The organism is Maridesulfovibrio frigidus DSM 17176 (assembly GCF_000711735.1).
In the GTDB taxonomy this organism is placed as follows: Bacteria; Desulfobacterota; Desulfovibrionia; order Desulfovibrionales; family Desulfovibrionaceae; genus Maridesulfovibrio; species Maridesulfovibrio frigidus.
Genome location: NZ_JONL01000002.1, coordinates 140,887 through 165,767, shown reverse-complemented (window position 1 = coordinate 165,767; position 24,881 = coordinate 140,887). Strand labels below are relative to the sequence as shown.

16 protein-coding genes are annotated in these 24,881 nt (G+C 44.0%); 6 read left to right on the top strand and 10 right to left on the bottom strand.

Annotated elements, in window-relative coordinates:
• Positions 1–44: 44 nt before the first annotated feature.
• The 6 genes from BR06_RS0104990 to BR06_RS0104965 form a co-directional block, all read right to left on the bottom strand.
• Positions 45–566, bottom strand: a complete 522-nt coding sequence (locus BR06_RS0104990) for an FxsA family protein (RefSeq protein ID WP_031480734.1) — start codon at positions 564–566, stop codon at positions 45–47.
• A 25-nt stretch (positions 567–591) separates the two neighbouring features.
• Positions 592–1,317 (bottom strand): sulfite exporter TauE/SafE family protein, encoded by a 726-nt coding sequence (locus BR06_RS0104985; protein WP_031480732.1) that lies wholly within the window; start codon positions 1,315–1,317, stop codon positions 592–594.
• Between the two features lie 69 nt (positions 1,318–1,386).
• Complete coding sequence (locus BR06_RS20835; protein ID WP_268870785.1) at positions 1,387–1,521, bottom strand: hypothetical protein; 135 nt, start codon at positions 1,519–1,521, stop codon at positions 1,387–1,389.
• A gap of 143 nt (positions 1,522–1,664) precedes the next feature.
• Complete coding sequence (locus BR06_RS0104975; RefSeq protein WP_031480730.1) at positions 1,665–3,167, bottom strand: 30S ribosomal protein S1; 1,503 nt, start codon at positions 3,165–3,167, stop codon at positions 1,665–1,667.
• 103 nt (positions 3,168–3,270) lie between these two features.
• Positions 3,271–4,047, bottom strand: a complete 777-nt coding sequence (locus BR06_RS0104970) for an acyl-CoA dehydratase activase (protein WP_034602868.1) — start codon at positions 4,045–4,047, stop codon at positions 3,271–3,273.
• 69 nt (positions 4,048–4,116) lie between these two features.
• The gene (locus BR06_RS0104965) at positions 4,117–5,394 is read right to left on the bottom strand and encodes a double-cubane-cluster-containing anaerobic reductase (RefSeq protein ID WP_031480726.1); all 1,278 of its coding nucleotides are present in this window, start codon (positions 5,392–5,394) and stop codon (positions 4,117–4,119) included.
• A 202-nt stretch (positions 5,395–5,596) separates the two neighbouring features.
• Between BR06_RS0104965 and BR06_RS0104960 the strand changes: the two genes are divergently transcribed.
• Entirely contained in the window at positions 5,597–7,189 is a 1,593-nt protein-coding gene (locus tag BR06_RS0104960; RefSeq protein WP_031480724.1) for a SidJ-related pseudokinase, read from the top strand.
• Here BR06_RS0104960 and pbpC read toward each other — a convergent pair.
• The 3 genes from pbpC to BR06_RS0104945 all read right to left on the bottom strand — a co-directional run bounded on the left by pbpC (position 7,186) and on the right by BR06_RS0104945 (position 15,235).
• Complete coding sequence (pbpC, locus tag BR06_RS0104955; RefSeq protein WP_031480722.1) at positions 7,186–9,501, bottom strand: penicillin-binding protein 1C; 2,316 nt, start codon at positions 9,499–9,501, stop codon at positions 7,186–7,188. The genes BR06_RS0104960 and pbpC overlap by 4 nt on opposite strands.
• Before the next feature lie 42 nt (positions 9,502–9,543).
• Positions 9,544–9,726, bottom strand: coding sequence for a hypothetical protein (locus tag BR06_RS20285; protein ID WP_156952658.1), 183 nt, complete (start codon positions 9,724–9,726; stop codon positions 9,544–9,546).
• Between the two features lie 112 nt (positions 9,727–9,838).
• Entirely contained in the window at positions 9,839–15,235 is a 5,397-nt protein-coding gene (locus BR06_RS0104945; protein WP_031480720.1) for an alpha-2-macroglobulin family protein, read from the bottom strand.
• Between the two features lie 262 nt (positions 15,236–15,497).
• Here BR06_RS0104945 and BR06_RS0104940 point away from each other — a divergent pair, with 262 nt between their 5' ends.
• The gene (locus tag BR06_RS0104940) at positions 15,498–15,905 is read left to right on the top strand and encodes a Gfo/Idh/MocA family oxidoreductase (RefSeq protein WP_031480718.1); all 408 of its coding nucleotides are present in this window, start codon (positions 15,498–15,500) and stop codon (positions 15,903–15,905) included.
• Between the two features lie 8 nt (positions 15,906–15,913).
• On the opposite strand, the gene BR06_RS0104935 is transcribed toward BR06_RS0104940, so the two are convergent.
• Positions 15,914–18,274: a cache domain-containing protein gene (locus tag BR06_RS0104935; RefSeq protein ID WP_235727669.1), complete on the bottom strand. Its 2,361-nt coding sequence runs from the start codon at positions 18,272–18,274 to the stop codon at positions 15,914–15,916.
• Between the two features lie 498 nt (positions 18,275–18,772).
• Between BR06_RS0104935 and torT the strand changes: the two genes are divergently transcribed.
• The 4 genes from torT to BR06_RS0104915 all read left to right on the top strand — a co-directional run bounded on the left by torT (position 18,773) and on the right by BR06_RS0104915 (position 24,863).
• The gene (torT, locus tag BR06_RS0104930; RefSeq protein ID WP_169738223.1) at positions 18,773–19,834 is read left to right on the top strand and encodes a TMAO reductase system periplasmic protein TorT; all 1,062 of its coding nucleotides are present in this window, start codon (positions 18,773–18,775) and stop codon (positions 19,832–19,834) included.
• A gap of 29 nt (positions 19,835–19,863) precedes the next feature.
• Positions 19,864–20,985: an ABC transporter substrate-binding protein gene (locus BR06_RS0104925; protein WP_031480713.1), complete on the top strand. Its 1,122-nt coding sequence runs from the start codon at positions 19,864–19,866 to the stop codon at positions 20,983–20,985.
• Positions 20,986–20,990: 5 nt separating this feature from the next.
• Positions 20,991–23,219, top strand: a complete 2,229-nt coding sequence (locus BR06_RS19625; protein ID WP_051676930.1) for a hybrid sensor histidine kinase/response regulator — start codon at positions 20,991–20,993, stop codon at positions 23,217–23,219.
• Positions 23,220–23,612: 393 nt separating this feature from the next.
• Positions 23,613–24,863: a tyrosine-type recombinase/integrase gene (locus tag BR06_RS0104915; protein ID WP_031480711.1), complete on the top strand. Its 1,251-nt coding sequence runs from the start codon at positions 23,613–23,615 to the stop codon at positions 24,861–24,863.
• The last annotated feature ends 18 nt before the right edge of the window (positions 24,864–24,881 follow it).

The window sequence follows — 24,881 nt, the reverse complement described above, 5'->3', positions numbered from 1 at the left end:
GGATTTTTTTATGCAATTTACTTGAGGGCAGAGGTGGGGGGAGGTTACTGGATCGGTGTATCCTTATCGTCATTTTTTGCTTCGTTAGATTTTGTTTCACTGGCTTCGATATCAATTACGTTATCAAGTCGTTGTGAAGGCTGTTCTTGGTTGGTCCAAGCTTTAAATTCTGTCTGCTGGTAGGTCATGTGAACATTCGGATTTTTCTTCATCTGTTCAATTTGAACACGCAACCAGCGCTTGAAATATCCGCGTGTGGGCGGGAAGAGCAGAAGCAGACCTAACGCATCGGTAATGAAACCGGGAGTAAGCAGCACAAGTCCGGCTGCGAATATTATTACTGCGTCTAGGATCTCTTCGGCAGGCATTACCCCGCGATCCATGTTTTCGCGCACTTTCTGCATGGTGGACATGCCCTGCGAACGGGCAAGGGATGCTCCGATAAATGCGGTGAGCAGTACCAGCATTACGGTATTGAGGGTTCCGATTTCTCCCCCAATTTTCACAAGCAGATACAAATCAAAAATCGGGATAACAACAAAGGCTAAAAATATTTTGCCGAACATGAGTTTTTTCTCCGTGCTTAAAGTCTTATCTCGTGCTGTAAAAAATAAGCATGATTCCCATGAAGACAAGCAGAATCATAACCATTTTTTTATAAAGTCCTTCGGTCACCTTTCCAGAAAGGGTATGCCCGAGGAAAACTCCGAGTTGTACGGGAATTAGAGATACCAGAAAAAGCTTGAAAACATAAAGAGTCGTAAGACCGCTTATTAAATGACCTGCCGCAGCCATAGAAGCCGCTGCTAAAAAGAAGCCGGATAGTGTTGCTTTGAAATCATCTTTCTTCCAGCCCATGAGTGTTGCGTATATGATAGTCGGTGGTCCGCCTGCACTCACAGCTGCGGTTATTGATCCTGTCAAAAAACCTGAAAGAAGCCCCCACGCAGGGTTTAGTTTAAGGACGATAGGCTTCATAAGTAACGAATATAGAGCGTAGCCAGCTACCAGCGCGCCTAGGAACAAAGTGATAAGATGTGCGTCCATTTCTTTAAGGACCACAGTTCCGAAGATCGCGCCGGGGATACTACCGATAATTAGTGGAAGGATCTTTTTGCGATCAAGGTTGGAACGCAGATTCATAGCCATTTTGAGGTTTATGGTCACTCCGCAAAGCGTGCAGACAGCAACTGCGGTCTTGATATCTAGGATCATGGCAAGCAGAGGCATAGCAATAAGCGCAGAGCCGAATCCGGTCAATCCTTGCAGGAAACCAGCGCTTAGAAAAATTAGTGGAACAAGTATAAATGGGGTCATGGGTATAGTCTGGATTGCGGAATTATCAGCGGTGCTGCTGTACAATCGTGTTTGCCAGAATGTAGAAGACTATTTTTTGCGAAGAATTAAAAGCTTTTTTGTGTCATCTAAGGAGATTTCTTTTAGAACTTCCGCACCCTTAACTGCGGATATTCTATCTATCCGCGCGCGTTGGTCTGTGAATATTTCAACAGGGACAGTCATGCCTGACTCGAGATCTTGGAGACGGGAACTCGTCTCGATAAAACCTGTTCAGCAGTCTGCCCAGCAGATGATGGAGTTTTTATTCATAATATTAGGCGGTAAAAAAAGAAGGCCGGATTCTGTGAAGAATCCGGCCGTGAGCACTATTTTTTGTTTTTCATGGCTTCTTGTAGTTTCATACCAAGAAGGCCACCAAAACCAGCTGTGTCGCCAGAAGTCATGCTTTGAGCAGACTGCTGTTTGCGAGGAGCGGATTTTCTAGGAGCAGGTTTGGAGTACTGTTTCCAGTCTTCATTTTCTTTCGGCTCACCAACTGTCAATGTTACTTTGCGGTCAGCAACGTTGAGGTCAGCAACGAAAACTTTAACTTTCTGGCCTGGAGTCAGTGCTTCCAGCTCAACTTTTTTGTCTGAGCGGGAGATGTGTGACATAGGCAGAAGCCCGGTGATGCCAGGAGCAAGGCTGATGAAAATACCGAATTCAGCTTTGTTCTCAACAGTCCCTTCAACTTCAGTGCCGGGTTTGAAAGAATCTTCAACGTCAAGCCATGGATCGCCAGCAGCGTCTTTCATGCTAAGTGCAATGCGACGTTTAACTGGGTCGAGGTCTTTGATCATTACAGATACTTCCTGTCCAGGAGTAACTTCGTCGGCAGGCTTGTGAACGCGTTTAGTATAGCTCATTTCTGAGATATGAACGAGTCCTTCGATGCCGGGAGCGATCTCAACAAATGCGCCGAAGTCTGCGCAACGGGCAACCGTTCCGGTGACTTTGTCGCCAGCACTGAACTTATCGCCGAGCTCGTCCCAAGGATCAGCCTGAAGCTGCTTGAGAGAAAGACCGATTTTCAGTCCTTTGCCGTCTTTGCGAGTCTCGATAGAAAGAATTCTTACAGTGATTTCATCACCGGGCTGAACAATGTCTTCGGGTTTCGCAGAGCGGGACCAGCTGAGTTCAGAAATGTGAACCATTCCTTCTACGCCGGGAGCCAGTTCCACAAAGGCACCAAATGCCATAAGCTTAGTGACTTTACCATCCATGACTGCGTCAGGCTTGACTTCCTCGAGGAATTTCTCGCGGAATTTTTCCTGTTCAACTTCAAGAAGAGCTCTGCGGGAAACGACGATGTTACGTCCGTTTTCTTCGAACTTGATGATCTTGAAATTGTGTGTGTCACCAACGTAATCTTCGGGGGTTTCCACGAAAGTTGCGTCAATCTGGCTGACAGGACAGAATACCTTGCGGTGCATCATGCTGACTCTGAAACCGCCTTTACATGTTTCTAGAACCTTGCCTTCTACAGGTACGCCGCTCTCATATGCATCATTAAGCATATTGAGGCCGCCTGCGCCGGACATGGCTTTGGATAGGCTGATTCCATTACTGTCTATGGATATTACGTAGAGTTCTACGGCGTCTCCGTCCTTAACGGTCAGTTCACCTTCGGGATCATTTAGTTCTTCACGGTTTACAATTCCATCAACTTTGGAACCAGTGTCAATAAACACGGAATCCTTTGTGATTGAAATTACAGTTCCTTTGACTAAATCACCGACTTGAAGGTTGTCGTTTGACTCTGACTGAAAGGCTTCAAAAAGTTCGGCAAAGTTTTCTTCACCATTAGCTTCCACGTTCTGCTCGGACATTCTCTATACTCCTAGAGGGAAAAAACTTCGCGACAGATGTGTTTTTTAGTGCCGCGAACAATGGGAACCTAACGGTATTGGACTTATTTTTCAAACCATTTGTTTAAGATATTTTAAGTAAATTTTTTCCGTGGAGTGCAGCACCGAGTGCGCCGACCATATCCGGCCTTTCCGGAACGGATGGAGATATCTTAAGTGAGTGTGTTAACATGTTGATAACACAGGGGTTGTTGGCTACTCCGCCCGCGAATACCAGAGGCTCATTCAGCCCAACTCTGTGAAGCATATTAGTTGTACGCCTAACTATCGAACCATGCAGTCCGAGTGCAATATCGCGCGGATTCTTACCTTGGGCCATAAGTGAGGTCGCTTCTGTCTCCGCAAAAACGGTGCACATGCTATTTATCATTAGTGGCTGATCACCTTCAAGAGCATAGTTTCCGAAGTCTTCAATCGGGATTTGAAAAACAGTTGCTAGGTGCTCTAAAAATTTACCAGTTCCCGCCGCACAGCGATCATTCATTTCAAATTTTGCAACTTTTCCATTTTTCATCAGAGATATAGCTTTGGTGTCTTGCCCGCCAATATCAAGAATGGTGCGCGCTTCAGGAAACAGGTGCGAAACCCCAAGGGCGTAGGCTTTTATCTCTGTCAGCGAAACAGATGGAACCCCGCAAAGTTCTTCGGTAACGAGTTTTCTGCCATAACCCGTCGCGGAAATGATTTCTGGAGCAATCCCCTCCAGAATGATTTTCAGCTGCGCTGCGGGATCAAACGTGGTTGGTAATCTGCGTTCAAGCACAACTTCATTGTTTGTTTCATCGCGGTTCAGCAGGACTAATTCCATCGATCGTGAACCTATATCAATTCCAGCTATCATCATAATTCTCAGTGATTTTATATATAGGGGCGCAAAAGCTCCCCTATATTTGTTTGTAGGAAGGTCTGTTTAGGAAATCATTTCAACAAAGGCTTCGACCCTTGTTTTCAACTGTTCAACGTCTTCCATGCTGTAATCTGTTTCAATGGAAAGCATGGGAATGCTTTCAGAAGCTAGAGTCTTTTCTACTTTGAAAGCTTCATGGGTATAAGGCTGACAGAACATGAGAGAGTAATGAATAACTCCATCAACGTCAGCTTGCTCAGCAAGTTCTTTGATGTTGTCCATGCGCTCATTGTTTGGTGTGAAGCAAGCACAGTCTATCTTCATGTAGCGGTCACAGATAGCATTAATCATTTCTTCGACGGTTTCGCCGGTTTCGTCAACTAGGTCACGGCTGTTGCGTGTTCCTATGCATGATTCTTCTGCAACAACTACTGCGCCTGAGCTTTCAATTATGTATGGAAGTTTCCAGTTAGGAACAGCCATCGGGCAACCTGAAAGCATCAGACGAGGTGTGTTTTCAGCTACAATACCTTCATTATTTGCGATGCGTTCATCAATTTGGTCGCAAAGGGCGTTGATGCTTTGAGTGAAGCGGATAGGATCATCATAGAAGCTGACCTGATTAATCAAAAGAACGTCACGTCCGGAAATTGGTGTAGGCTTGGCGGCACGAAGTTTGTTTAAACGTTGCAGCGCACGGCGCTTGTCATTTGTGATTTTAATGCCTTTTTTAAGAGACTCGGCTGTGATGGTTTTGCCTGTTAATTTTTCAAGCTCATCCTTCAAACGAATAACCTCAGATTTCCATAATACTCGGTCACTTTCTTCTTTGCGTTGTGGAACTTCCATGATGTGCATAGGAGCCATTTCTCCGAATGCTTCATATGCTTTTTTCTTACCATCGCAGGTTGTTTCTCCGATGATAAGGTCGCATGACTCGGTGTAAGGGCAGATTTTTGCCATTTTAAAACCGATGAAAGATTTGATAAGAGCGCAAGTATTTCGAGGCACTACAGTTTCAGCTGCCTCTGTTCCCGCATCTGCTCCAGCGCACAGTCCGACTTGAATAGCATCAACTGCAAGGGATAACTCTTCGGGTACGAAAACACAGAATGTTCCGATGATTTTTCTGCCTGCTTCTTTAGCATCCATTAGTTCTTTAATGCGGAGCCCATGCACTTCTGAAAGTACGAAATCAAGATATTCCATACCCTTAAGACGTCCTTCCTGACTCATATAAATGTCACCGTAAAATTTACCGAGTACTTCAAGAAGGCCATCGTGTGCCTCAATATCCAAATTTAGATTTTCCCACATGTTTTTGTAAGCGGAATCAGACATGATTTGTTACCCCTGAAAAGTTGTTTGAAATATGATTAGATAGAACTGTATGAAATAGAGGAGTTAGGGATTTATAACAAATAGATTTAAATAGTCCTTTGGTGCTCTATTTATTGATTCTATTAATAGTAGCAATGGGCCCGCTCTAGCCTTAATTTGTATATTCATATAGTTCTGCCGAAATAAACAAATGAGGGTGATTTTGAAAAAAGAGGAAGCGACTGCTTATGCTCGCGGCTTAACTCCTGAAAGAGAGTTCAGCGGGGCCTATATGGATCTGAGAAATTTGCGCGGAATTCTGCAAAAGAGTCCCGACAGTGCAGACTCTTCAATATTGAAGGCTGTCTGGGACGTTATTATCGAGCAGAGATATTCTGATCAGACAATGTCCCGCCTGCTCTATCGTGAGTGCGCAAAAGCCCTTGCTGCCGTTGGCGCTGCTAGTTCAGATTCCGAGCTTTCATCACAAGCTTTAAGTCTACAAGTTCAGGCCGCATCAACATGTTCTGAACATGCCTCAATTGAAGCTTCCGCAGGACTTGGCGGGTTGCCGTTTGAGCTTCTCCTGCCTGAAAGTCCTACACCTTTTTCAGGCCACGCTCCCTCTATCACTTGGGATGAACTGCTAAAACGTGGAGAAGCGCTCGAGACTCCTACATTTTCAGGCCGATCCGCAGTTATGAAGTCCGCTGGTGATGAACAAATTTTTGCTATTAAAATTGCACGCGAAGGTGAAATTCCTGACGGTTTGCATCTTGAAGGTAAATGGACTGAAAAATTGGCGGATTTCGCTCAGAATTGCGAAGTTCGTTTTGATTGTCCGCGCCCTTTCAGCGTAGCGGGGCAGATGGTCTTTAAGGTTACAAACCTACCAGCAGACGCGCCTAGCAATTTACATAAAGATGGCTTTGCTATGGCCTACCATGCCCACTGCGATTATTTTGTATATCCCAATGATGATAGGGAAGGTAGGCGTTCTGAAAAGCAGGATTTTTTAGAGATAATGTCCCGTAATGCCTTTATTTTAGGTCAGTTAGCTGGAAAAGGTATAGTGCATGATGCTCCGATACCGCTTTTTCATAATAGAGTGCAGGCCATGCGCCGCACGGATGAAGGGGTATATCAGTGGCATAGATTCGGGCGATTAGATCGCTGGCTTGAGTCGTGCAGATTTCCAAATTTCGGGCTTTCGGGATTGCGCGATTTTGAGCATCTGCAAGTAATGAAGCCCGGTTCAGATAAATTTTATAGAGCCGTAGGTTCGCATTTCATGAGTATATTGCTGGTAATAGGCAGTTATTTCAGGGCGCAGAATCCCGAACTGTGCGGACTAGATAAAAACGAAGAGCCTGTTGATGCTCGCGAGTTGTTTGATGCAGAATTTTTCGAAACAGCAGTGACGGACTGTTTCAAAGGATATTATCGCGGTTTTACAGGCAGTGAATTTCAAAATGAGATAGATTTGCATCCCGCTAAATTAGTAAAAAGTATGATCGAAGAAATGGGCGTTGATCGGCACATGTTCGAGTTTATGCGAGTTGTTGATCAGGAAATTTTAGAGGATCAAGAGTTTCGCGATTATCTATTAAAGTACGGAATGGACCCCGCAAAAGTTGCGGAGCTTAAGAAGAACGAAGCAGACGTCCCACTGGTAACAGGGCCGCATCTAGGTAATTTCAACGGAGCCATATCACTGCCCGAAATAATAGAGTGGTCCGCAATGTCCGCAGGGTGTTGCATTGCGGCTAAGTCACTTGGTAGTCGGTGGATTGGTGTGCGGCTTGGGGAAGTTTAATCCCCACCCCGAACTTCAAACAAAACCGAATCTGTCCGCCCGAGTGAATCTGTTACAGATATTTTATGTTTTCCCGCTTTTATTTCTGCGAATAGCTTTTGATCGAACTCTCCTTTATTTACTAATCTTCCATCCAAAAACCAATGAAGCGTTCCGCTGTCAGCTTCTGCGTTTGCCCGCAAGCTGATCTGCTGAAACTTTAGCGGTGTTCCTTTTCTTAATAGATAGGGCGTGCTTGATGCCGGAGAAATAATCCTTGGAGCATTACCCGCGGGGATTAAATCGCAGTCTGGCGACAGGGGTGGAAGTTCCGGAACTTCCATGCTGTTTTCTGCTCTCCATCTGGCTAATTGCGCTGGTAGCGTTCTCACTATTTTCTTATCTAATTTTTTGCGATCCAGACATTCTCCTGAAAGGCGGAATCCACTTTTAGGATCAATAAAAATCTGTCTGCAATATTCGCAGGGTTTGAACTGTGTTTTGCCTGACAAGGTTTGCATGGTGATCCTGTCCGTACAAAATGGACCGGGCAATTGATGACTGTGCGCGCACACTTTCACTTCGCTTATCCCCGGACCGTCCGGCTGTGCCGGAAGCTTACCACCAGGTGACGCGGCGCGGAGCAAGTCGAATAGCAATGGCCCCGCATGAACGGCTCCTGAGATACCCTTGCGTGGTCTCCCGTCAGGATTTCCCACCCATACACCGATGGCGTACTCTCCTGAAATTCCAATTGCCCACGCATCTCTATGGCCGAAGGACGTACCTGTTTTCCAGCCCGTTTCAGGCATGTCGTTTGTGAGCATCCATGTATCATTCATTTCAGGTCGTGATACTTTGGACAGCATTTGCAGCGTAATCCATGACGCTTCTGGAGAGAGCAGTTGCGAACTTATTTCGTTATCTGACGGCCTAATTTTATACGGCCTATATCTACCGTCATCAGCCAAACATGCATATAAATTGGTTAGCTCTGTGAGCTTCACCTCACACCCGCCAAGTGCGAGCGGCAGACCATATTCCATCGGATTTTTATTCAAGGTGCTAAGGCCACCCTTGCGCAATAAATCTACAAAGCTCGGTACAGTTGTCTGTGCTAAAGTCTTTACCGCTGGAACATTGAGCGAGCGCGCTAATGCTTCACGCATCTCAACTTGTCCGCTCCATGTCTGATCATAATTTTCGGGTGAATATCCAGAGTAGTCGACGGGTATATCATATAGATATGATGCTGGAGCCATTAGCCCCTTATCCATAGCAAGTGCATAAAGAAACGGTTTGAGTGTTGACCCCGGTGAACGTTTGGTTTCAGCAAGATTGATCGCGCCACCATATCCCTTTTCGAAAAAGTCAGCAGAGCCTACTAGCGCACGAATTTCGCGTGTGGGAATATGAATGATCACACACGCGCCATTGTCGATGTCATCATTGCGCAGAAGAGAAATGTGATTCTTCAGCCGTTCTTCAGCAATCTGTTGCAGTGGATAATCTAGAGTTGTTTCTATAGTAGATGCTGGCCCTGTGTGTTTAAAAACCATACGTGAAAAATGAGGCGCTTTTAGCGGAACTGGTTGCGTTCTTGTAGGCAACGGAACTTTCTTATTACGTTCAACCTCCGCGCTCGGGAAAACACCGCGCTGCTCCAACTGTTCCATCACAAGATTTCGTCCTCGCTCGGCCTGTTTAGGATGTCTGACGGGATCATAAGTAGCAGGGCCGCGCGGCATGGTTGTAAGTAGTGCTGATTGGGCAAGAGATAGGGTAGAGGGATCGTGTCCGAAATAAAAGTGTGACGCTGCGGCAACTCCTTCAATATTGCCGCCATAGGGGAGCATGTTCAAATATATTTCAAGCAATTCATCATTTGAGTGGTGCAATTTTAACTGAACAGCGCGAAAGGATTCTTTGAGCTTGGCAGACAAAGTACGGGATTTCGGCTCTGCCATACGAGCAATCTGCATAGGGATTGTAGATGCTCCTGAAACAATATGGCCCGCACGAATATTCGAAACAGCCGCACGTAGAGCAGAGAAAGGATTAATGCCCGGATGATATTCAAACCAACCGTCCTCCGAAGCTATAAGCGATTGTATTAGCACAGGCGAAACAGTAGAAATATCAGTATGCATGCGGCGCGCACCATCCGCAGGCAGGAAAATACGCAAAGGATTATGATCACGATCATAAACAACAGTAGCAGTCGCAGGGTGCAACTTATACTCAGGAAACGGATACACAAAATCCAAAGTAAAAAAGACGACAAAGCAAAGAGCAATGCCGCCTAAAAGGGTTGGGACTATTTTTCTAGCCATCTATAAATGCTGTAGTCAAGCCTGTAAGAGTGTAAAAAACATTTAGTTGTCATACTTTGGACAATGGCCACCATCAATATCATTGCAAGGTTCATCGGTGCAGTATTCACAGAGGTTTCCATCTCCTCCACATTTCTCGCATTGACTAGAATTTGGCCCATGACCTGTTCCATCGCAATCAGGGCATTCCAAATTCTTTTCTCCCAATACTATTGTAGGTCTCATATTTTTTCCTGTGTTGACGTTATAATGTTGAGTTTGAAGCTGTTTTATAAATAGATAGCACAGTTTGTTTGTCAAGAGTGTAGTGAAATAAAGTAAAATAATATTTTAACATTTATTTTATTGCCATCTCACCTATATCGGTAGCTCCCGCTATTTCAGGATTATACATAGCTTGGACCTGTGCTGGTGGGATTTTGAATTCTCCTCGTGTTACGGCACGTAGTAGCGTTACTTGCTCTACTTTTCCTTTGGCTGGGATATCGGAGAAAACTAGTACTCGGTCATCGCGAATATCTACGTGATCGGGCCTTACGTTTCCTTTTTTTAGCCACGGTAGATCTTCGGTTGTGGCTAGCTTGGTATTCTCTGGCTCTAAGCCGGACGGTAGCAGACATTGGATCACAGCGTTGGTGATTCGTTTACCTTTGGACGTTACGGTTGTCCGCATGGCGATGAGTTGTCCTTGCTTGATTTTATTTACGTCTAATGGCTCACCATCGCGGCTAAGGAACTCGCGGGTGATTTCAAGGCCGTTTGAGAAAGGCTTCCAGTTTGTTACTTCGGGCACTGCTCTTGATGTTATTGTCCAGACAGCGGTTCCTTCTTTTGGAGCGGAAGCAAGTTCTATATCGAATTTTGCATCACCTTTTAGCGTTACAACTGTTGTGGAATTTTTATCGAATACGGCAAGCTCTTTTGCGCCGCTAGTGATTTTACCTGCGGGCATTGGGGCTGATTTAGTCTGACCGAAGAATGAGCCTAATGCCATAAATCCTAGGGCGTTATCTTGTGTTATGTTTCTGCCACTGTCCGCCATTAGGTTGGACAGTTTTTTGATCATTTTGGGTATGGAATCGTCAGCTTTGTCGAACTCCATACGAACTAGCGTTTCAAGGGCTAAGTCGCGGGTTTCGGAGCTGAAGAAATTGTCCTTGTCAGCGTCTGAACTAGGAATAGGCTTGGTTGCTAATAGCTTTGTGTATGCGGCCATGTCGCCCGTTGCGGCAAAAGCTCCGCCGAGTAGGGTTAACGATAGCTGGTCTAGTTTGGATGTTTTTTGTTCACGCACATAGTTCATGGGTCCGTGCATTGGTTTGCCGCATTTGGCGAGAACATAGAGCGCGTAACATGGTAATCTGAATGACTTTTGATCGTTAATTTGACTTGCTATGCTGGAAACATAAGCGATTGCGGAATTCTTAAGCAGGCTATCTACCTGATAGCCGGAAAGGCTGGCTTCATATAGGAAATGGAGCGCATAAACCGAGGTCCATGCATCAGGTTTATAACTGCCGGGCCACATTGCGAATCCGCCGTTACCACTCTGCATCATTGCAAGTCTGCTTAAGGCTGATTGCACCATGTACTGCGGCGACTTTTCATCGAAACTTGAAGGTGAAAGTTCGCGCGCAAGTTCGGGGAATTTCAGTAGCGGGAAAGCTCTGGAGATTGTTTGCTCTGCGCATCCATATGGATAGCGGAGCAGGTAATCCAGTTTCCCTGCCATGCGGATCATGGGCTGATTACCGATGGTCAGCGTTCTACTGATGGTCGCATTCCTCATTCCTTTAAGAGTGAGTGGGAATGATGTTTTTTTGTCTTTCAAAAAGCCGGACCTGCTTGCGCGCTGAACGGGAATCGCAGGACGTATGACCATATCGATGGATTCTTGAGTTTTTTCTTTATTCCCTTCAGCTGTGAATTCGAAGACTGATTCACCTATGCTGTTGCTCGTTTTGGCTTTGAAAAAAGCTGTCTGCTGTCTGTTTTTTTCGACTGCAAAAGAATCTAGTGACATTGCTGTTTCGAATGCGCCGGATGCTTTGACTGTTATCGTGAAGTTGCCGTGCTCGGGCGTGTCGTTGCGCACCGCTACGGGGATGTCGAAGCTCTCATTTGGAGCTAGGAATCTAGGCAAGGTGGGCGTTACCATTAGCGGGGAACGGACAGTCATGAGTGTTGATGATGATCCGAATTTTTTGCCGTCGGTAACTACTGCCATGATGCGCAGAGCTCCGCTGAAGCTTGGAATTTTGGCATCAAATGAGGCGTTACCTTTCTTGTCGGCGGTGATGATGCCGGACCAGAAGGTTACGGGTTTTACTCTTTTGATGGACGCACTGCCAGCGAATTGCTTCATCATGGCAAGGGATGCGCCACCACCTGCGGGAGAACTGTTAATTGGTCCCGCATCAGGCATCAGCATTCCGAAAGTGTCGGACCATCTAACTCCGAGTGCTCTTTTTGCGTAGAAATAACTAAAAGGATCAGCTGTTTTCTGGCCTGAAAGTCTAAGTATGCCCTCGTCTACAGCCGCAATAGTCAGCTTTGCACCGGGATCAGTTTTAACTTTTATTGTAACCGTCTGCATGGGCCGGATTGTTTCCGGCGACTGAATAGCTACGGATAACTTATTAGAGTTTCTGTTCACGAATAATGGCACAGCTCCAACTGCGCGTGCGGATGATCCCGCTTCAATGTCATTCACCGATCTTATTAGAGTGGCTGTGACATATGCATTCGGGCTGAGCCCTTTTTGAACAGGTACGGATATTTTAGCTGTGTTCCCTTTTATGGATAGAGTCTTTGACCAACGAATTGAACGATCCTCGATGGTGATCAACATCTTTCCCGCGAAGGGGGCACGAATTTGGTATTCAGCCATTTCGCCCGGCTTGTAGTCTCCCTTTTTGACGGGGACAATTTCGAGCCTCGAAGGGTTTTTCATGGCCCATGGAGAATATCCCCAGCCTCCGCAGAAGAAGTTTGCCTGAGCTGATACGCCGGACTCGGGATCGCTTAAAATAACTCGGTAACTGCCGAATTCGGCAGGGGATACTTTGAATGAACCAAGCGGATCTGCCGGCGAAATTTTACGAGTTTCGATTAACTGCGGGTCGCGCTCTGTTACATATTTGAACCCGCCCGAAGGAGTGGCGCGCACAATCGTCTGCCAGCGGTCACGGTAAAGAGTCATGGTAAGATTGGGCGCAACTGTCTTCTCACCCTCTGGGGTTAGCGTGACGTAATCAACCTTGACGGCTTCGTTTTGTTCATATCCCTGCTTGGCAGGGCTTTTGAGGCCGGGGTAGAATTTTGAAATATTAATAGGTTCTGTTTTTGTCGCAGTAACACCGCGTCCGCCTGTTTCGCTTATTCTGGCTGTTAACCTAGCTTGTAGTGCTGAATCAGATTTTATGTTGTCAGGAATAATGACGGAGAAAGAGTGCTTGCCGGATCCGTCCAGCTTTTCATCAGAAACCATTATTTCGCGTGGCTTGAAAGAGCTTGAGTCCGTATTAAAACGGTAATTTTCGTACCCTTTAGGGGCAAAATTAGCGGATTCAAGAGACACTCTTGCTGTCACAGGAAGACTTTCTGCTGGAGGGCCGAATAGGTATCTTCCTTCTACTTCGAATTTTAGATTTTCTCCCAGTTCTGGAATTTCTGCGGTGATAATTTCTGCAGCAATTCTGTCCGGCATAAAGTCTTCAACTGAGTAGCGGTAATTACCAATATTTTCATTTCCGGCGAGAATTTTGACTGAGAAATGACCTGTGGGTGAGTAGTCCGGGATTTCTCGTTTAAATTCGACCATGCCCTGACTGTCGGTGGTGGCTGTTTTGCGGAAAAGTTCACGCCCGCGCTGGTCCGTGTAGACTAGAACTATAGGCATTTTATTTGAAGGAGTAAGTTTTTTATCTCTGATGATTGCGACACCTTTTACTGTCTCGCCTGGACGATATAAATTCCTTTCACCGTATGAAAAAGATGTGAAACCTTTTGGTGAAAGTCTTTGTCCTGCTACATCGAGACCCGCCATGTCGGTTGCAAAGCGGTCCAGCAGGAGAAATGTCATATCATTTTTGCGCTTAACAATAACCATATACGGGCGGCCTACGTCCTGCCTAAGAGCAGACTTTTTGATGATGAGCAGTCCACGTTTGCTAGTAGTTCCGCTAGCCATAATTTGATTGCGATTGCTTATGATCTGTACTCGAGCATCGGTAACTGGCTTAAGAGTGGAAACAGATGATACCCAGAAAAGAGACTCGTTCTCACCTTGTTTGGCAACAACTCCGAGATCGGTAATCATTATCCAGCGCTGGGCCTTCTGGTTTTGCCTCGGAACTCCCGCACTGACTCTGTATAATCCCTTGCCGCCCTCTGCTATAAAGCTCTGGAGAGATAGGGGAGTTACGGTCTTCTCGTTCGGTTTAGATGTAATGTTTATTTTGCCAGAAAAAATCTTATTACCCAGAGCAGGAGAAAGCCCGCCGCCATATGTGGTGGAGTCAAAAGCCATGTAGCCATAATGGGTGAACAGTGAGAATAGGTTGTTCGGAAAAACACGGTCCACATTTATATCTACATGGTTGGTATTGACGGTTTCGATGCCCAGAGTTTTATAGCCTGATTCTGAGAGAAACATGCCGTTGGCAGTGAAGTCTGCGACAGGAGTAATGTTGGGAATCGTTACGTTGGCGATGAGTCCTTCGTCCAGTACTGCTCCGTCGGACGCAGTTAATCCCTCTTTTAAAGTGATGTCATATTTTTTGCCGGGCACAAATGGCCCTGAGAGTACTACTTTTTTGCCCGAGGATGCCGCCGAAACGAAAACGTCAGGTTTAATTGAGATCATTTCAAGTAGCTGCGCAGGGATTACAGGGCTGGAAAAACCAAGCTCTACTCTTGATCCGGTAACAGTGCTTGCGCCGTTGTATCCCATGTAACGAAGAACAGGATCAAAGACGATATCAATGGATTTGTTATAGTCTTTGCTAAGTTCCATGTTGCCTTTTCCATCTGGCAATCCTTTACTTATTTTAAGTGTGTAAGTCTTGCTGGCCGTAGTCTTTTCGATGGGACCACTTACAAATCTTTGGTAATAGTCATCGTAATTTGTAGTTATGCTTAAAGGAATATCTTTGCCGTCAGATCCCGTGAGAGAGATCTTGGCAAGTGTTTTTTCGGGATTTACGTAACTGCTGAAAGTGATAGCTCCTTCAATACGTACGTTTTTTCCCGGCCCGGTGACGGGCTCAGTTTGCATGGTTGTTTCAGTTACAGTGAAGCTGCCCGTTTGAACCGTGAAGCTTGTCTCACCGCTCAGATTTTGTCCGTCTAGTAGGAAATTATCAGGTTTCATTTCAATAGTGAATTTTGTGTCCGATTTAAATGACGGATCTGCCGTGAATTTCAAACCGTATGGGTTAATCCAGCGCCATTCGCCTTTTACTTCTGGAGTAATTTTGGCTGGTGGTGTTTTCAGTACGGTCGATACGGCTAGAGGCCCTATGGGACGGTCAAAGGCAATAAGCAACTGAGAATAGCCCTGACTGTCTAAACTGACGTCCGTGATTACAACATTTTCTCCCGCTTCCATGCGGTTTGATACGGATTCATGTTTATTTTTTAGAAGTGCCGATGCCTGTATAATGCATAGCATGAGCAGCAGGCCGATAAGTACGTTCTTTTTGTCTCTGAAAGGTGAAGGTCCTCTATCCATTTGTAAATCCTCATCTATATGTAGCGTTTATTTATGACCAGTTTCGGTAACTTCCTTATAATGCCATTTTTTTCCTATATAGTCATCGGAAGATAGGGGTTTGCTTATTGAAAAGATGCTGAAAAATAATCAGAATTGATAAATCATTGATATGGGGCTTGCGAAAAAGCGTAAAGGCAGGGTAAGAAGGGAATTAATCTTGGTAATTATTGTATAATTGCGCAGTATTTCTTAATTTTTATAGTAATATAGGGGGGTGGCTATGGAAAATCACAATATAGCTATTGTTGGTCTCGGGAGAGTTGGGTCAGTATTTCTTGAGAAAGTTGCAGGGACTGAGAGTGTGCTGAATGTTAAATGCGTTTGCGAGTTAGCTGATACAAATGGTAAAAAGTTTGCCCAAGAGAATTGTGTTCCGGTGGTATCAATTGATGATATAATTCAGTTAGGGGTTGATGTAGATATTATTTTTGATTTTACCGGAGTCAAAAAAGTCGCAGATATTCTAAGTGCAAAACTAGCTGAGTCCGGAAACAATTATACTCAGGTTGCACCGATAAGACTTGCCAGACTGGTGTGGTCATTAATAGGCGGAGATGATTATCTGCCGGAAGTTAGCGCAACAAAGTATCAATCCTATGCAGATATGTTGCTTGCCCAACAAGATTAAATTTATTTCTAGTGCGTTATTGAATTAGAAAAAAACGGTAGGGTTATGGTGAACCTTGTGCCTTCCCCTAGATTGGAATCGACTTTAATGGTTCCGCTGTGGTTATGAGTAATAATAAAGTAGGATACAGATAAACCCAGCCCGGTTCCTGTTCCAGGGGCTTTCGTTGAGTAAAATGGCTCAAATACTCTCTTTAAATATCTGGCAGATATTCCGGGTCCATTATCCTCTATTTCGATATGAACAGATGAGTTATCAACGGACGTTCTGATTATGATTGTGGGTATTTCTGTCTTATTCGAACTTTCCGATAAAGCCTGTGCCGCATTTTTAATCAAATTCAAAAAGACTTGACCTATCTCCATTTCAGTGAATCTGAATGGGGGTGGGTTTTCGTACTCGCGTATAATTTTAATTTTTTTGAAATCATATTGTTTTTTGAGATCATAATCATTTGAGGCAAGGGCTAACGCATTCTCGAGTGTAGCTTCAATGTTTCCTGATGATTTTGCTGAATTACTTTTACGACTGAAATCCAGCATGGACTTCACAATAGTGGCTGCGCGGGCTCCCGCTTCTTGGATATTAGTTAGGTAGTAGTTTATTCCTCGATTCTCCATGTAGTCTTGTAATTTAATTAAATCTATACCGCATTCTTCCGCTATAGGTATATTTCCTGGTAATTCGGGAGAAGTTCTACGTATGATGTTTTGGGTGACTTGCAGGATAACTCCAAGCGGATTATTAATTTCATGCGCCATGCCGGCAGCAAGCCCTCCCACTGACATCATTTTTTCCGTCTGAATCATGATTTCTTGCATTTTTTTGCGCTCTGTAATGTCGCGCATGACTATTAGGAGTCTTTGCTGCCCACCGATGGTTGCAACTCTGGCAAGGTTGTCTGTCCAGAAAGGTTTGCCCTGAGCATCCTTTACCATCCATTCAAAGTCTACAGCTTCACCAAGAAGAGCCTTGTGAAAGAGTTCTCCAGCGTATTTGTTGTCGTAGGGTGGCGTGTTGAAACTTATTTTTTCAGGACTCATTCCGAGAGCATTCATGCGGTCAAGTCCAAAGAAATCCAGAAAAGCTTGATTAACATCTATAAATACGCGCTTTTCAATGTCTAAAACTCCAATAGCTTCTTTCGTGGAGTTAAATATCTCGCGATAGGTTATTTCAGATTTTAATAAATCTTTTCTTGCTGATTCTCTGCTGTCGATCATTGTATTTGCGAGAACAGCCATTTGATCGAATTCTTTAAAAGCTATTTGTGAGCGGTCGATTTTTATAGGAGAGTCTGTCCCCTTGCGAAAAAATCTTTCAAAAGAATCAAAATTGTTAGTCAAAACCTTTTTGAATGTCTCAGTGAAAAAGAAGGCGGCAAATGTAAGAAGTAGAAATAGCGCACAGGTTGCTGAAATTTTGACTAAAAGAATTTCAAACAACTTTTCATGTTTTTCCTGAAGCGTCTTTTCCAGCAAAGATATATTGGATCCCGCTCCGAAGTACCAGCCCCAATCGTTAATCGGTAGGCAGTAACTTAGCTTTCTAATAGGTTTAAAGCTCGAATCAATTGATGGAATTGTGTACCTGAGAAATCCTCCGCCAGCCTTCGCTTTGTCAATAAGTTCAACCATGATTTGGGCGGCATTGCTTTCTTTCATTTCTATAGGGTTTTGTCCTTTTGCCGGGCCTAAAAAAACGGTTCCGTCATAAGAGCCTGCGAAAATGTAACCATCTCTGCTGAGGCGGATTAGGCTCAAACGCTTTAAGACATCTTTTTTAGTCGCCTCAGTGATCGCTGCGTAATCTTGACCAGTTCCAAGAATCCAATTGAATGGCGCAAAATATTTAATATATTCAAGTTGAGAGTGAGTGTTTTTTGCCGCGCCGGACGTGCTCCAGTTCCGGTTTATGAAACCCTCTTTTTGGGACACGGCAAGATCTATGATTGCTTTGTTGGTAAGGCTGCCGTCAGGCGCCTGGAATAACAGTACGTTTGTCTGCTCCAGTTCTGGACGGTTGGATGATAAAATTTGAGTGCCTTCCATGTCCAAAATGAATGTGTAGTCAATCTTGTTTTTGCGAGTCAGGTTGCGGAGAGCTTCTTTAATGAGTTGTTTCAGCTCAGTCTGGCTCATGGCTTCTTTATATGTATTAAACAGATGAGTGGCGATTTCTTCGGCTTCGTTTACTTCTGCCTTGACCGAATTTGCTGCAACGGTGTTAGCTGTATTTATGCTAAAATTGATGTAGTCTTGTATTCTAAACATCTCATTCTTCAGATTTTCTTCTGCGTTTCCCATAAGAACATTTTCGGTTTCCGCACAATCTTTCTGATAATTTGAAACCAGAAAATATAGTATCATTCCTCCAAAAAGAAGAATTGATGCAAAGCAGAAGGCTAGCATATAGCGGGAGAGGGTTGAGGCAATACTATTCATTGGATACCATTTAATGCGTTATTGATTAGTTAAGAAATAATTGTGTGCCAGTCTCGATCCTATCTGTAAATATACATTTGTTCATATGAATCTAGCATAGTGATAGAGGTTGGAACAAGAAGGTATTTAATAAGTTCGATTAAAATATTTTTTACCAATATATTATAGCTGTTTATATTTGGTTTGCTGGTAGTATACTTTGTGTGTGCTGTTTTATACTTTTTTTGCTTTTTGTTGTCAGAACAGATACATTTTGCTAAATTATAATTGTCTACTTTTCGAGTGTGGTTTTGTGGGGCTATTTTTTATGGGTTGCATTTATAAAAGAAGGTTATTTTAAAGATGTGTAAGGGGTCAGTTATACTTTCCTTTGCCCTGCCTGGGGTTCGGGGTAAACTTAAGTTAGGTGCGGTGTTTTTTGTTATGGCGGTCCTGTTTTTCAGTTTCGCCAAGACTGAAGCCTTTGCAGAAAAAGCTTCATGGACAATCGGAGTTGATGTATGGACCCCGCCATTTAATGAAAGTTTGAAGCACAAAGAGGCTATTTATGTTCCTTTAGAATCCGCTTCTAAAAAATGGCGGATTGCTGCTTTTATTCCACATCTTAAAGATTCTTACTGGCTAAGTGCAAATTACGGTCTGATGGAAGAAGCAAAACGGATCGGAATTAACCTTACTTTGTATGAAGCTGGTGGGTACGTAAATCTCTACATTCAGCGGGATCAAATCAAATCGTGTATTGCTACGTTAAAGCCTGATGGTTTAATCATTGGAGCTATTTCTGAGACAGGGCTGAACGATATTGTTATTGAAGCTTCTAAGATGGGTATCCCTGTAGTTGACTTGGCAAATACTATCAGGTCTCCGCATATTTCCGCCCGGGTTGCCTCTTCTTTTCAAAACATGGGGATACTGACTGGTAACTACTTAAACAAGCTTCAAGCAAAGAAAGGCAAGCCTATTGATGTGGCTTGGTTTCCCGGGCCTAGAGGGGCTGGGTGGGTTGAGTCTGGAGTTCTTGGATTCACCTCTTCAATTGAGGGGAAGGCTATTAATATCGTAGCAACTGAATATGGCGATACCGGTAGGTATTCTCAGCGCCCTCTCATTGCAAAAGCTTTGTCTGATTATAAGGATGAACTGGATGTTATTGTCGGCACGGCTCCTTCTGCAGAAGAGGCTGCTAGGCAGCTTAAATTACAAGGCCTTTCTGATAAAGTAGATGTTATCTCATATTATTACACTCCTGCTGTGGACGAGGGAATCAGGCAAGGCCGTATTTTGGCGGCTCCGACAGATTCCACTGTGGCCTTATCACGAATTGCTGTAGATACTATGGTAAGGATTCTTGAGGGGCGTAAATACTATAAACATGTGGCCCCGTCTGTTGTTGTGATTGATCAAAATAATATTAAAAACTGGGATTCTTCAAATTCTCTCCCGCCTACAAAATTTCATCCGATATTCTCTTCGGAAGAATATTGATAATTTCATCACTTTGAGCGGAGAACAGTATGATTAAGAATATGCAAAAGCTGATGGTCATGTTTTTTTTGATAGCTATGATGGGATTCGCTGCCTGTGGTGATCCAGAACCGATTAAAATCGGGGTTGTGGGAGAGCTGTCTGGAAGGCGGTCAGAGATCGGGGTTGGCGCGCGCAATGCCGTACAGCTTTATGTTGATCAGGTAAATGAGGCCGGAGGCATAAGGGGGCGGCTCATTGAACTTGTTATCCGTGATAATACGGGCGATCCTGAGATTTGCCGCCAAGTGCTTGATTCGATGATCGCTGATGGGTTGAAATTTATTATAGGGCCTGTATTCAGCCAGATGGCAGAAGTAACTCTTGAGGCTATTGAGGGTAAAGATGTCCTCGTTTTGACAGGAACTATGAGTACTGACCTTCTGGTAGGAAGGGATGATAATCTTTTGCGGGTTTGTTCGACCTCAAGTCGTCAGGCATCATTGCTTGCTAAGACTGTTGTCGGAGAAGGTATAAAATCAATGGCTGTTGTTTATGATCTCAGCAATAGAAAATATACTGAGCAGGTTTATAAATTATTCAAAAGAGACGTTGAAAAACATGGGGTGCTTGTTCCTCTTGCTTTGACTATAGAAAAAACGAAACACCCTGAGATGTTGGCTTTGGCTAGAAAAATTGTAGATGCTGATGTCGGCGGCGTTTTGATGTGTCTTTCCGCTATTGATGCTGCAAATCTTGCCCAACAAATTCGTAAACTTGATTCGGATATTCCTTTCTTCGGTGTAAGTTGGTCGCAGAGTAATGATCTTCTCCCGCATGGCGGCAGAGCTGTTGAGGGGATGGTGCTTTCCTCTACTCAGTTTTACGGTCAGCCAAGTGCTGCTATGGTAGCTTATAGAAAACAGTATTTTTCACGTTATAAACAAGCACCTTCGTTTGTTAGTGATCTGTTGTGGGACGGGACCAGTCTCATGCTGATGGGGATTGAGAGGTCCGAGGAATTAACTCCTGAGGGGGTAAAAAAGGCGATACTGTCTATTGAAGGTTTTCAAGGTCTCAGCCAGCCGGTGCGTTTTGATAAGTTTGGAGATGTTCTTGATGGATACTATCTTGTTAAAGTTCAGGACGGAAAATTTGTTGTGGCGGATTAGAGTAAATGGTTAAACCTAGAAGTCTGAAATATATATTTTACCGCAATCTTGGGCCTGCTTTAGCTGTTCCTTTGTTGCTCATGTCGCTATTCACTATTTTTACTGCGTATCAGAATGCAAGAACACAGATGGTTGCAAATAGTAAGCGTGTTTCAACTTTGCTTTCTAATACGATCAAAACCAGTCTTCAAGATTCAGAAAATAGAATTACAGCTCTGGCTAAACTTTTGGACGATGGGAAGATTAATTCTACTAATTTACCTTTTGTTTTGGGACAAATTTTAAAAAGTCACGGTAGTTTTCTTGATATCAGAGTTTTGAATGACAATGGTATTGTGTGGGCCATGTCGCCGCACGATGAAGATGCGATAGGTCTTGATATGTCACGAACTCCGCAGTTCTTTGATGCAAAGAAACATGGCGTGGCTATGTGGTCTAAAGCGTACATATCTGCGTACATGAACCAGCCTACCGCCTCTATCTCTGTGCCGTTCTCCGGCGGCGTGATTGTAGCTAATTACGATTTTGTGAAGCTTCGTATCAGTGTTGGCGCGCTTGCTCCTGAAAAAGGACTGACCGTTGCTATACTTGATGGGGCCGGAACTATTCTCGCTAATTCTGATTCTGGAAAAGCTCTTCGCCGGGAAAGAGATTCCAATGCTGATGAATATCTGGCCTTGTCTAAAAAATCTGAACGCCTCGCAATGTTCGTAATTGACGGTCATGAAGAGCTTATTACGGTTACGCCTATCTCTGTTACAGGTTGGACGCTGGTTGTAGCTCAGGATATGCAGCTTGTTATGGATCCTGTTTACCGTCTGGCATACACTTACAGCGGATTTGCCATTGTTTTCATGCTACTTGGGATTGCGCTTGCGTATCATTTTTTGAGCAGGGTATTTTCATATTTCCAGAAACTCATCGTTAATATTCGCCGGGTGAGTGATGGATCTTATCAGCTTGATCTTCCGCATGAAGGGATTCGTGAGATGGAAGAGGTGGAAGAAAATTTTTATCGAATGTCGCAGCATATTCGCACGCGCGAAGTGCACATAGTTGAGCTAAATGAGGAGCTTCAATTTCGCTTAGGAGAGGCCGAAACGGCAAGTCGGGCTAAGAGTGAGTTTTTGGCAAACATGAGTCATGAGCTTAGGACTCCTCTTAATGGCGCATTGGGCATGTTGCAATTGCTGCAGATGTGCGACTTGAATAGCGAGCAGAAAGATTACGCTGAGATAGCCATTCGTTCTTGTAAGAACCTTACAGACCTTTTAAATGATATTCTTGATCTTTCTCGCATTGAAGCAAATCGGATGCCGATCATTCTTGAGCGGTTTCACCTTTCTGATATCTATACTTCTCTTGAGGAAATATTCGGCCTAGCTGCCCGTGAGAAGGGAGTTGATCTGATTCTGGAAGTATCTCCTGAGATTCCTGACGCGCAGCTCGGAGACCCTGTACGCATTAAGCAGATCTTGTTTAATTTGGTGGGTAATGCGGTTAAGTTTACCTCTGAAGGGAGTATAGTTGTCGAGGCTTATCCGCTTCCTTCAAAGGACTTGGATAGTTACCGCGTTTTGTTTTCAGTTTCAGATACAGGGCTCGGCATTGAAGATAGTCAACTTGAAAATATTTTTGAGCCTTTTACACAGACTGAAGCTTCATTTACCAGACGTTTCGGCGGGGCAGGACTTGGGCTGAGTATTGTTAAGCGATTGGTAGAATTGATGGGTGGTAAAATATCCATAGCAAGTTCTCTAGGTGGCGGTACTGTGGTATATTTTTGTCTGACCTTTGGGCCAGTACCTGGTCAGGATGAAAAGGCAAGCGTTCTTGCGGAAGTTGATATTGAAGGTGATCTGTCTGCCGTACGCGTTCTTGTTGCTGAGGATGAACAGATTAACCAGATGCTTATTGAAGGATTGCTCATCAAGCAGGGCATTCATCCTGTTTGTGTTAAAGATGGGCAGGAAGCGATAGCAATGCTCGAGAGCAACTCTTTTGATATGGTTCTTATGGATGTACAGATGCCCGTCATGGACGGTATGTCTGCAATTAAATTGATACGAGCAAGCGGCAAGCCTTATGCAAACCTTCCTGTTATTGCCCTTACAGCCTATGCGATGGGCGGAGATAAAGAAAAGTTTCTTGAAGCAGGTTTTAGCGGCTATATTTCTAAACCACTTGAATTTGAAGATTTGCTGAGGGTTCTTTTGCAACATAGATCTCAGTGAAGTAAAAAAGACACGACATGGAAAAAGGGCTTAGATTTGATATCTAAGCCCTTTTTTTTGGTGTGGGGTGTTTGAGTAAAACTAGAATAAAATATGATTGGATGACCAAAAAAGAAAAAGGACTTAGATTTTCATCTAAGTCCTTGTTTTTCTAATGGTGCGCCTGAGAGGATTCGAACCTCTGACTTACGGATTCGTAGTCCGGCACTCTGGTTCATTTTTTATGCCTATCTTTGGTACTGTTAATCCCTTTGATTGCTTGATTTTATCCTTGTTCTTGTGTAGAAAGTCTTCACATGTCTTCACATGTCTTCATACGTTTTCATAGCTAATGAGGCTGGAAATGGTAAGAAAGTGGTAAGAAGATGGTAAGAAAGTTTAGAGGAGGGAATGATGGCAACTCCTAAATGGGAAGCTTCACAGAAGTTCAAAGGCGTTCGATGGTATAAGCACGAATCCAGAAAGTATGGTGTTCGATATGATCGTTGTTTTGATATCAGGTACTCAGGTTCAGGTCAGAGATTTGCTTCAACTCTTGGCTGGGAATCAGCCGGATGGTCTGAAGAGAAAGCATATCTAAAACGCGATGAATATCTGGAAAATTTAAAAAAGGGCGAAAAGCCCTATACCTATAAGCAAGAACTTGAGCTTTTAAAACTAAAGAACGAGCTAGATAGCCAAATCAAACTACAGGAAGCGGAATCCAGGCGTAATGAAGAGCTTACTTTTGGTGAAGTTTTTGCGGCTTATATGGTCTGGGCTAAAAACAACAAAACACATTGGAAGGATGATGAGCAGCGTTACAATTCACATTTGAAAGGTAGTCTTCACACAGTTCTTTTCAATGAGGTTAGCAGCTATCTTCTTGAGCAGATAAAAGCGACATTGCTCAAAAAGCTTTCTCCTGCATCCACTAAGCATTGTATCGTGATAGTACGGCAGGTATACAACAGGGCCATTGAGGGGGCGATTGGAATTAATGATAAGCCCTTTTTGTGGTATGGCGTTAGTCCTATAGTAGGCGTTAAGCTTAGGAATTTGGTCGGTGATAATTCTAAGCAACGAACTTTAGATACTTTTGATTCTAGCGAAGGTGAGAATGGCAGGGATGAAAAGAAGTTAATGCTCTCCCTTGAAGAAAGATCCTTTGTTACTTACGGCCTTGCAATGACGAGCCTTTATGCAGGGCTTAGATTCGCAGAAGCGGCACATTTGAAATGGCTGCATATAGATCTAAAAAGTGGTCATATTAATTGTCTTGAAGGTAAAGGTGGTTTGGATCGAAAGATACTAATTCCAATCCATAAAAAGCTTCGGAGTGTTCTAGAGATTCAGTTTGAAAAGCAGAACCCAAAACAGATTGATTTGGTCTGGCCCGGTCAAAGCAATATCCCCTTCAAAAGCGTGAGCTCTACTTTTCCTAGAGTTGTGAAGGAATTGAAGCTGAATGAGGGAGTCACAGACCGTAGAATGAAACTCGATTTCCATTCGTTACGGCATACTTTCGCAACGAGGCTAGGTAATGCAGGTGCGCCTATAACGATCTTGAGGGACTTGTTAGGGCATAGGGACTTAACAATGGTCTCGCGGTATGCGAAATCAAGTCAGAGCGTGGCTGAGGAGGCTATTGCTCGGTTGGAGTGAATAAGTCTAACTCGTTAT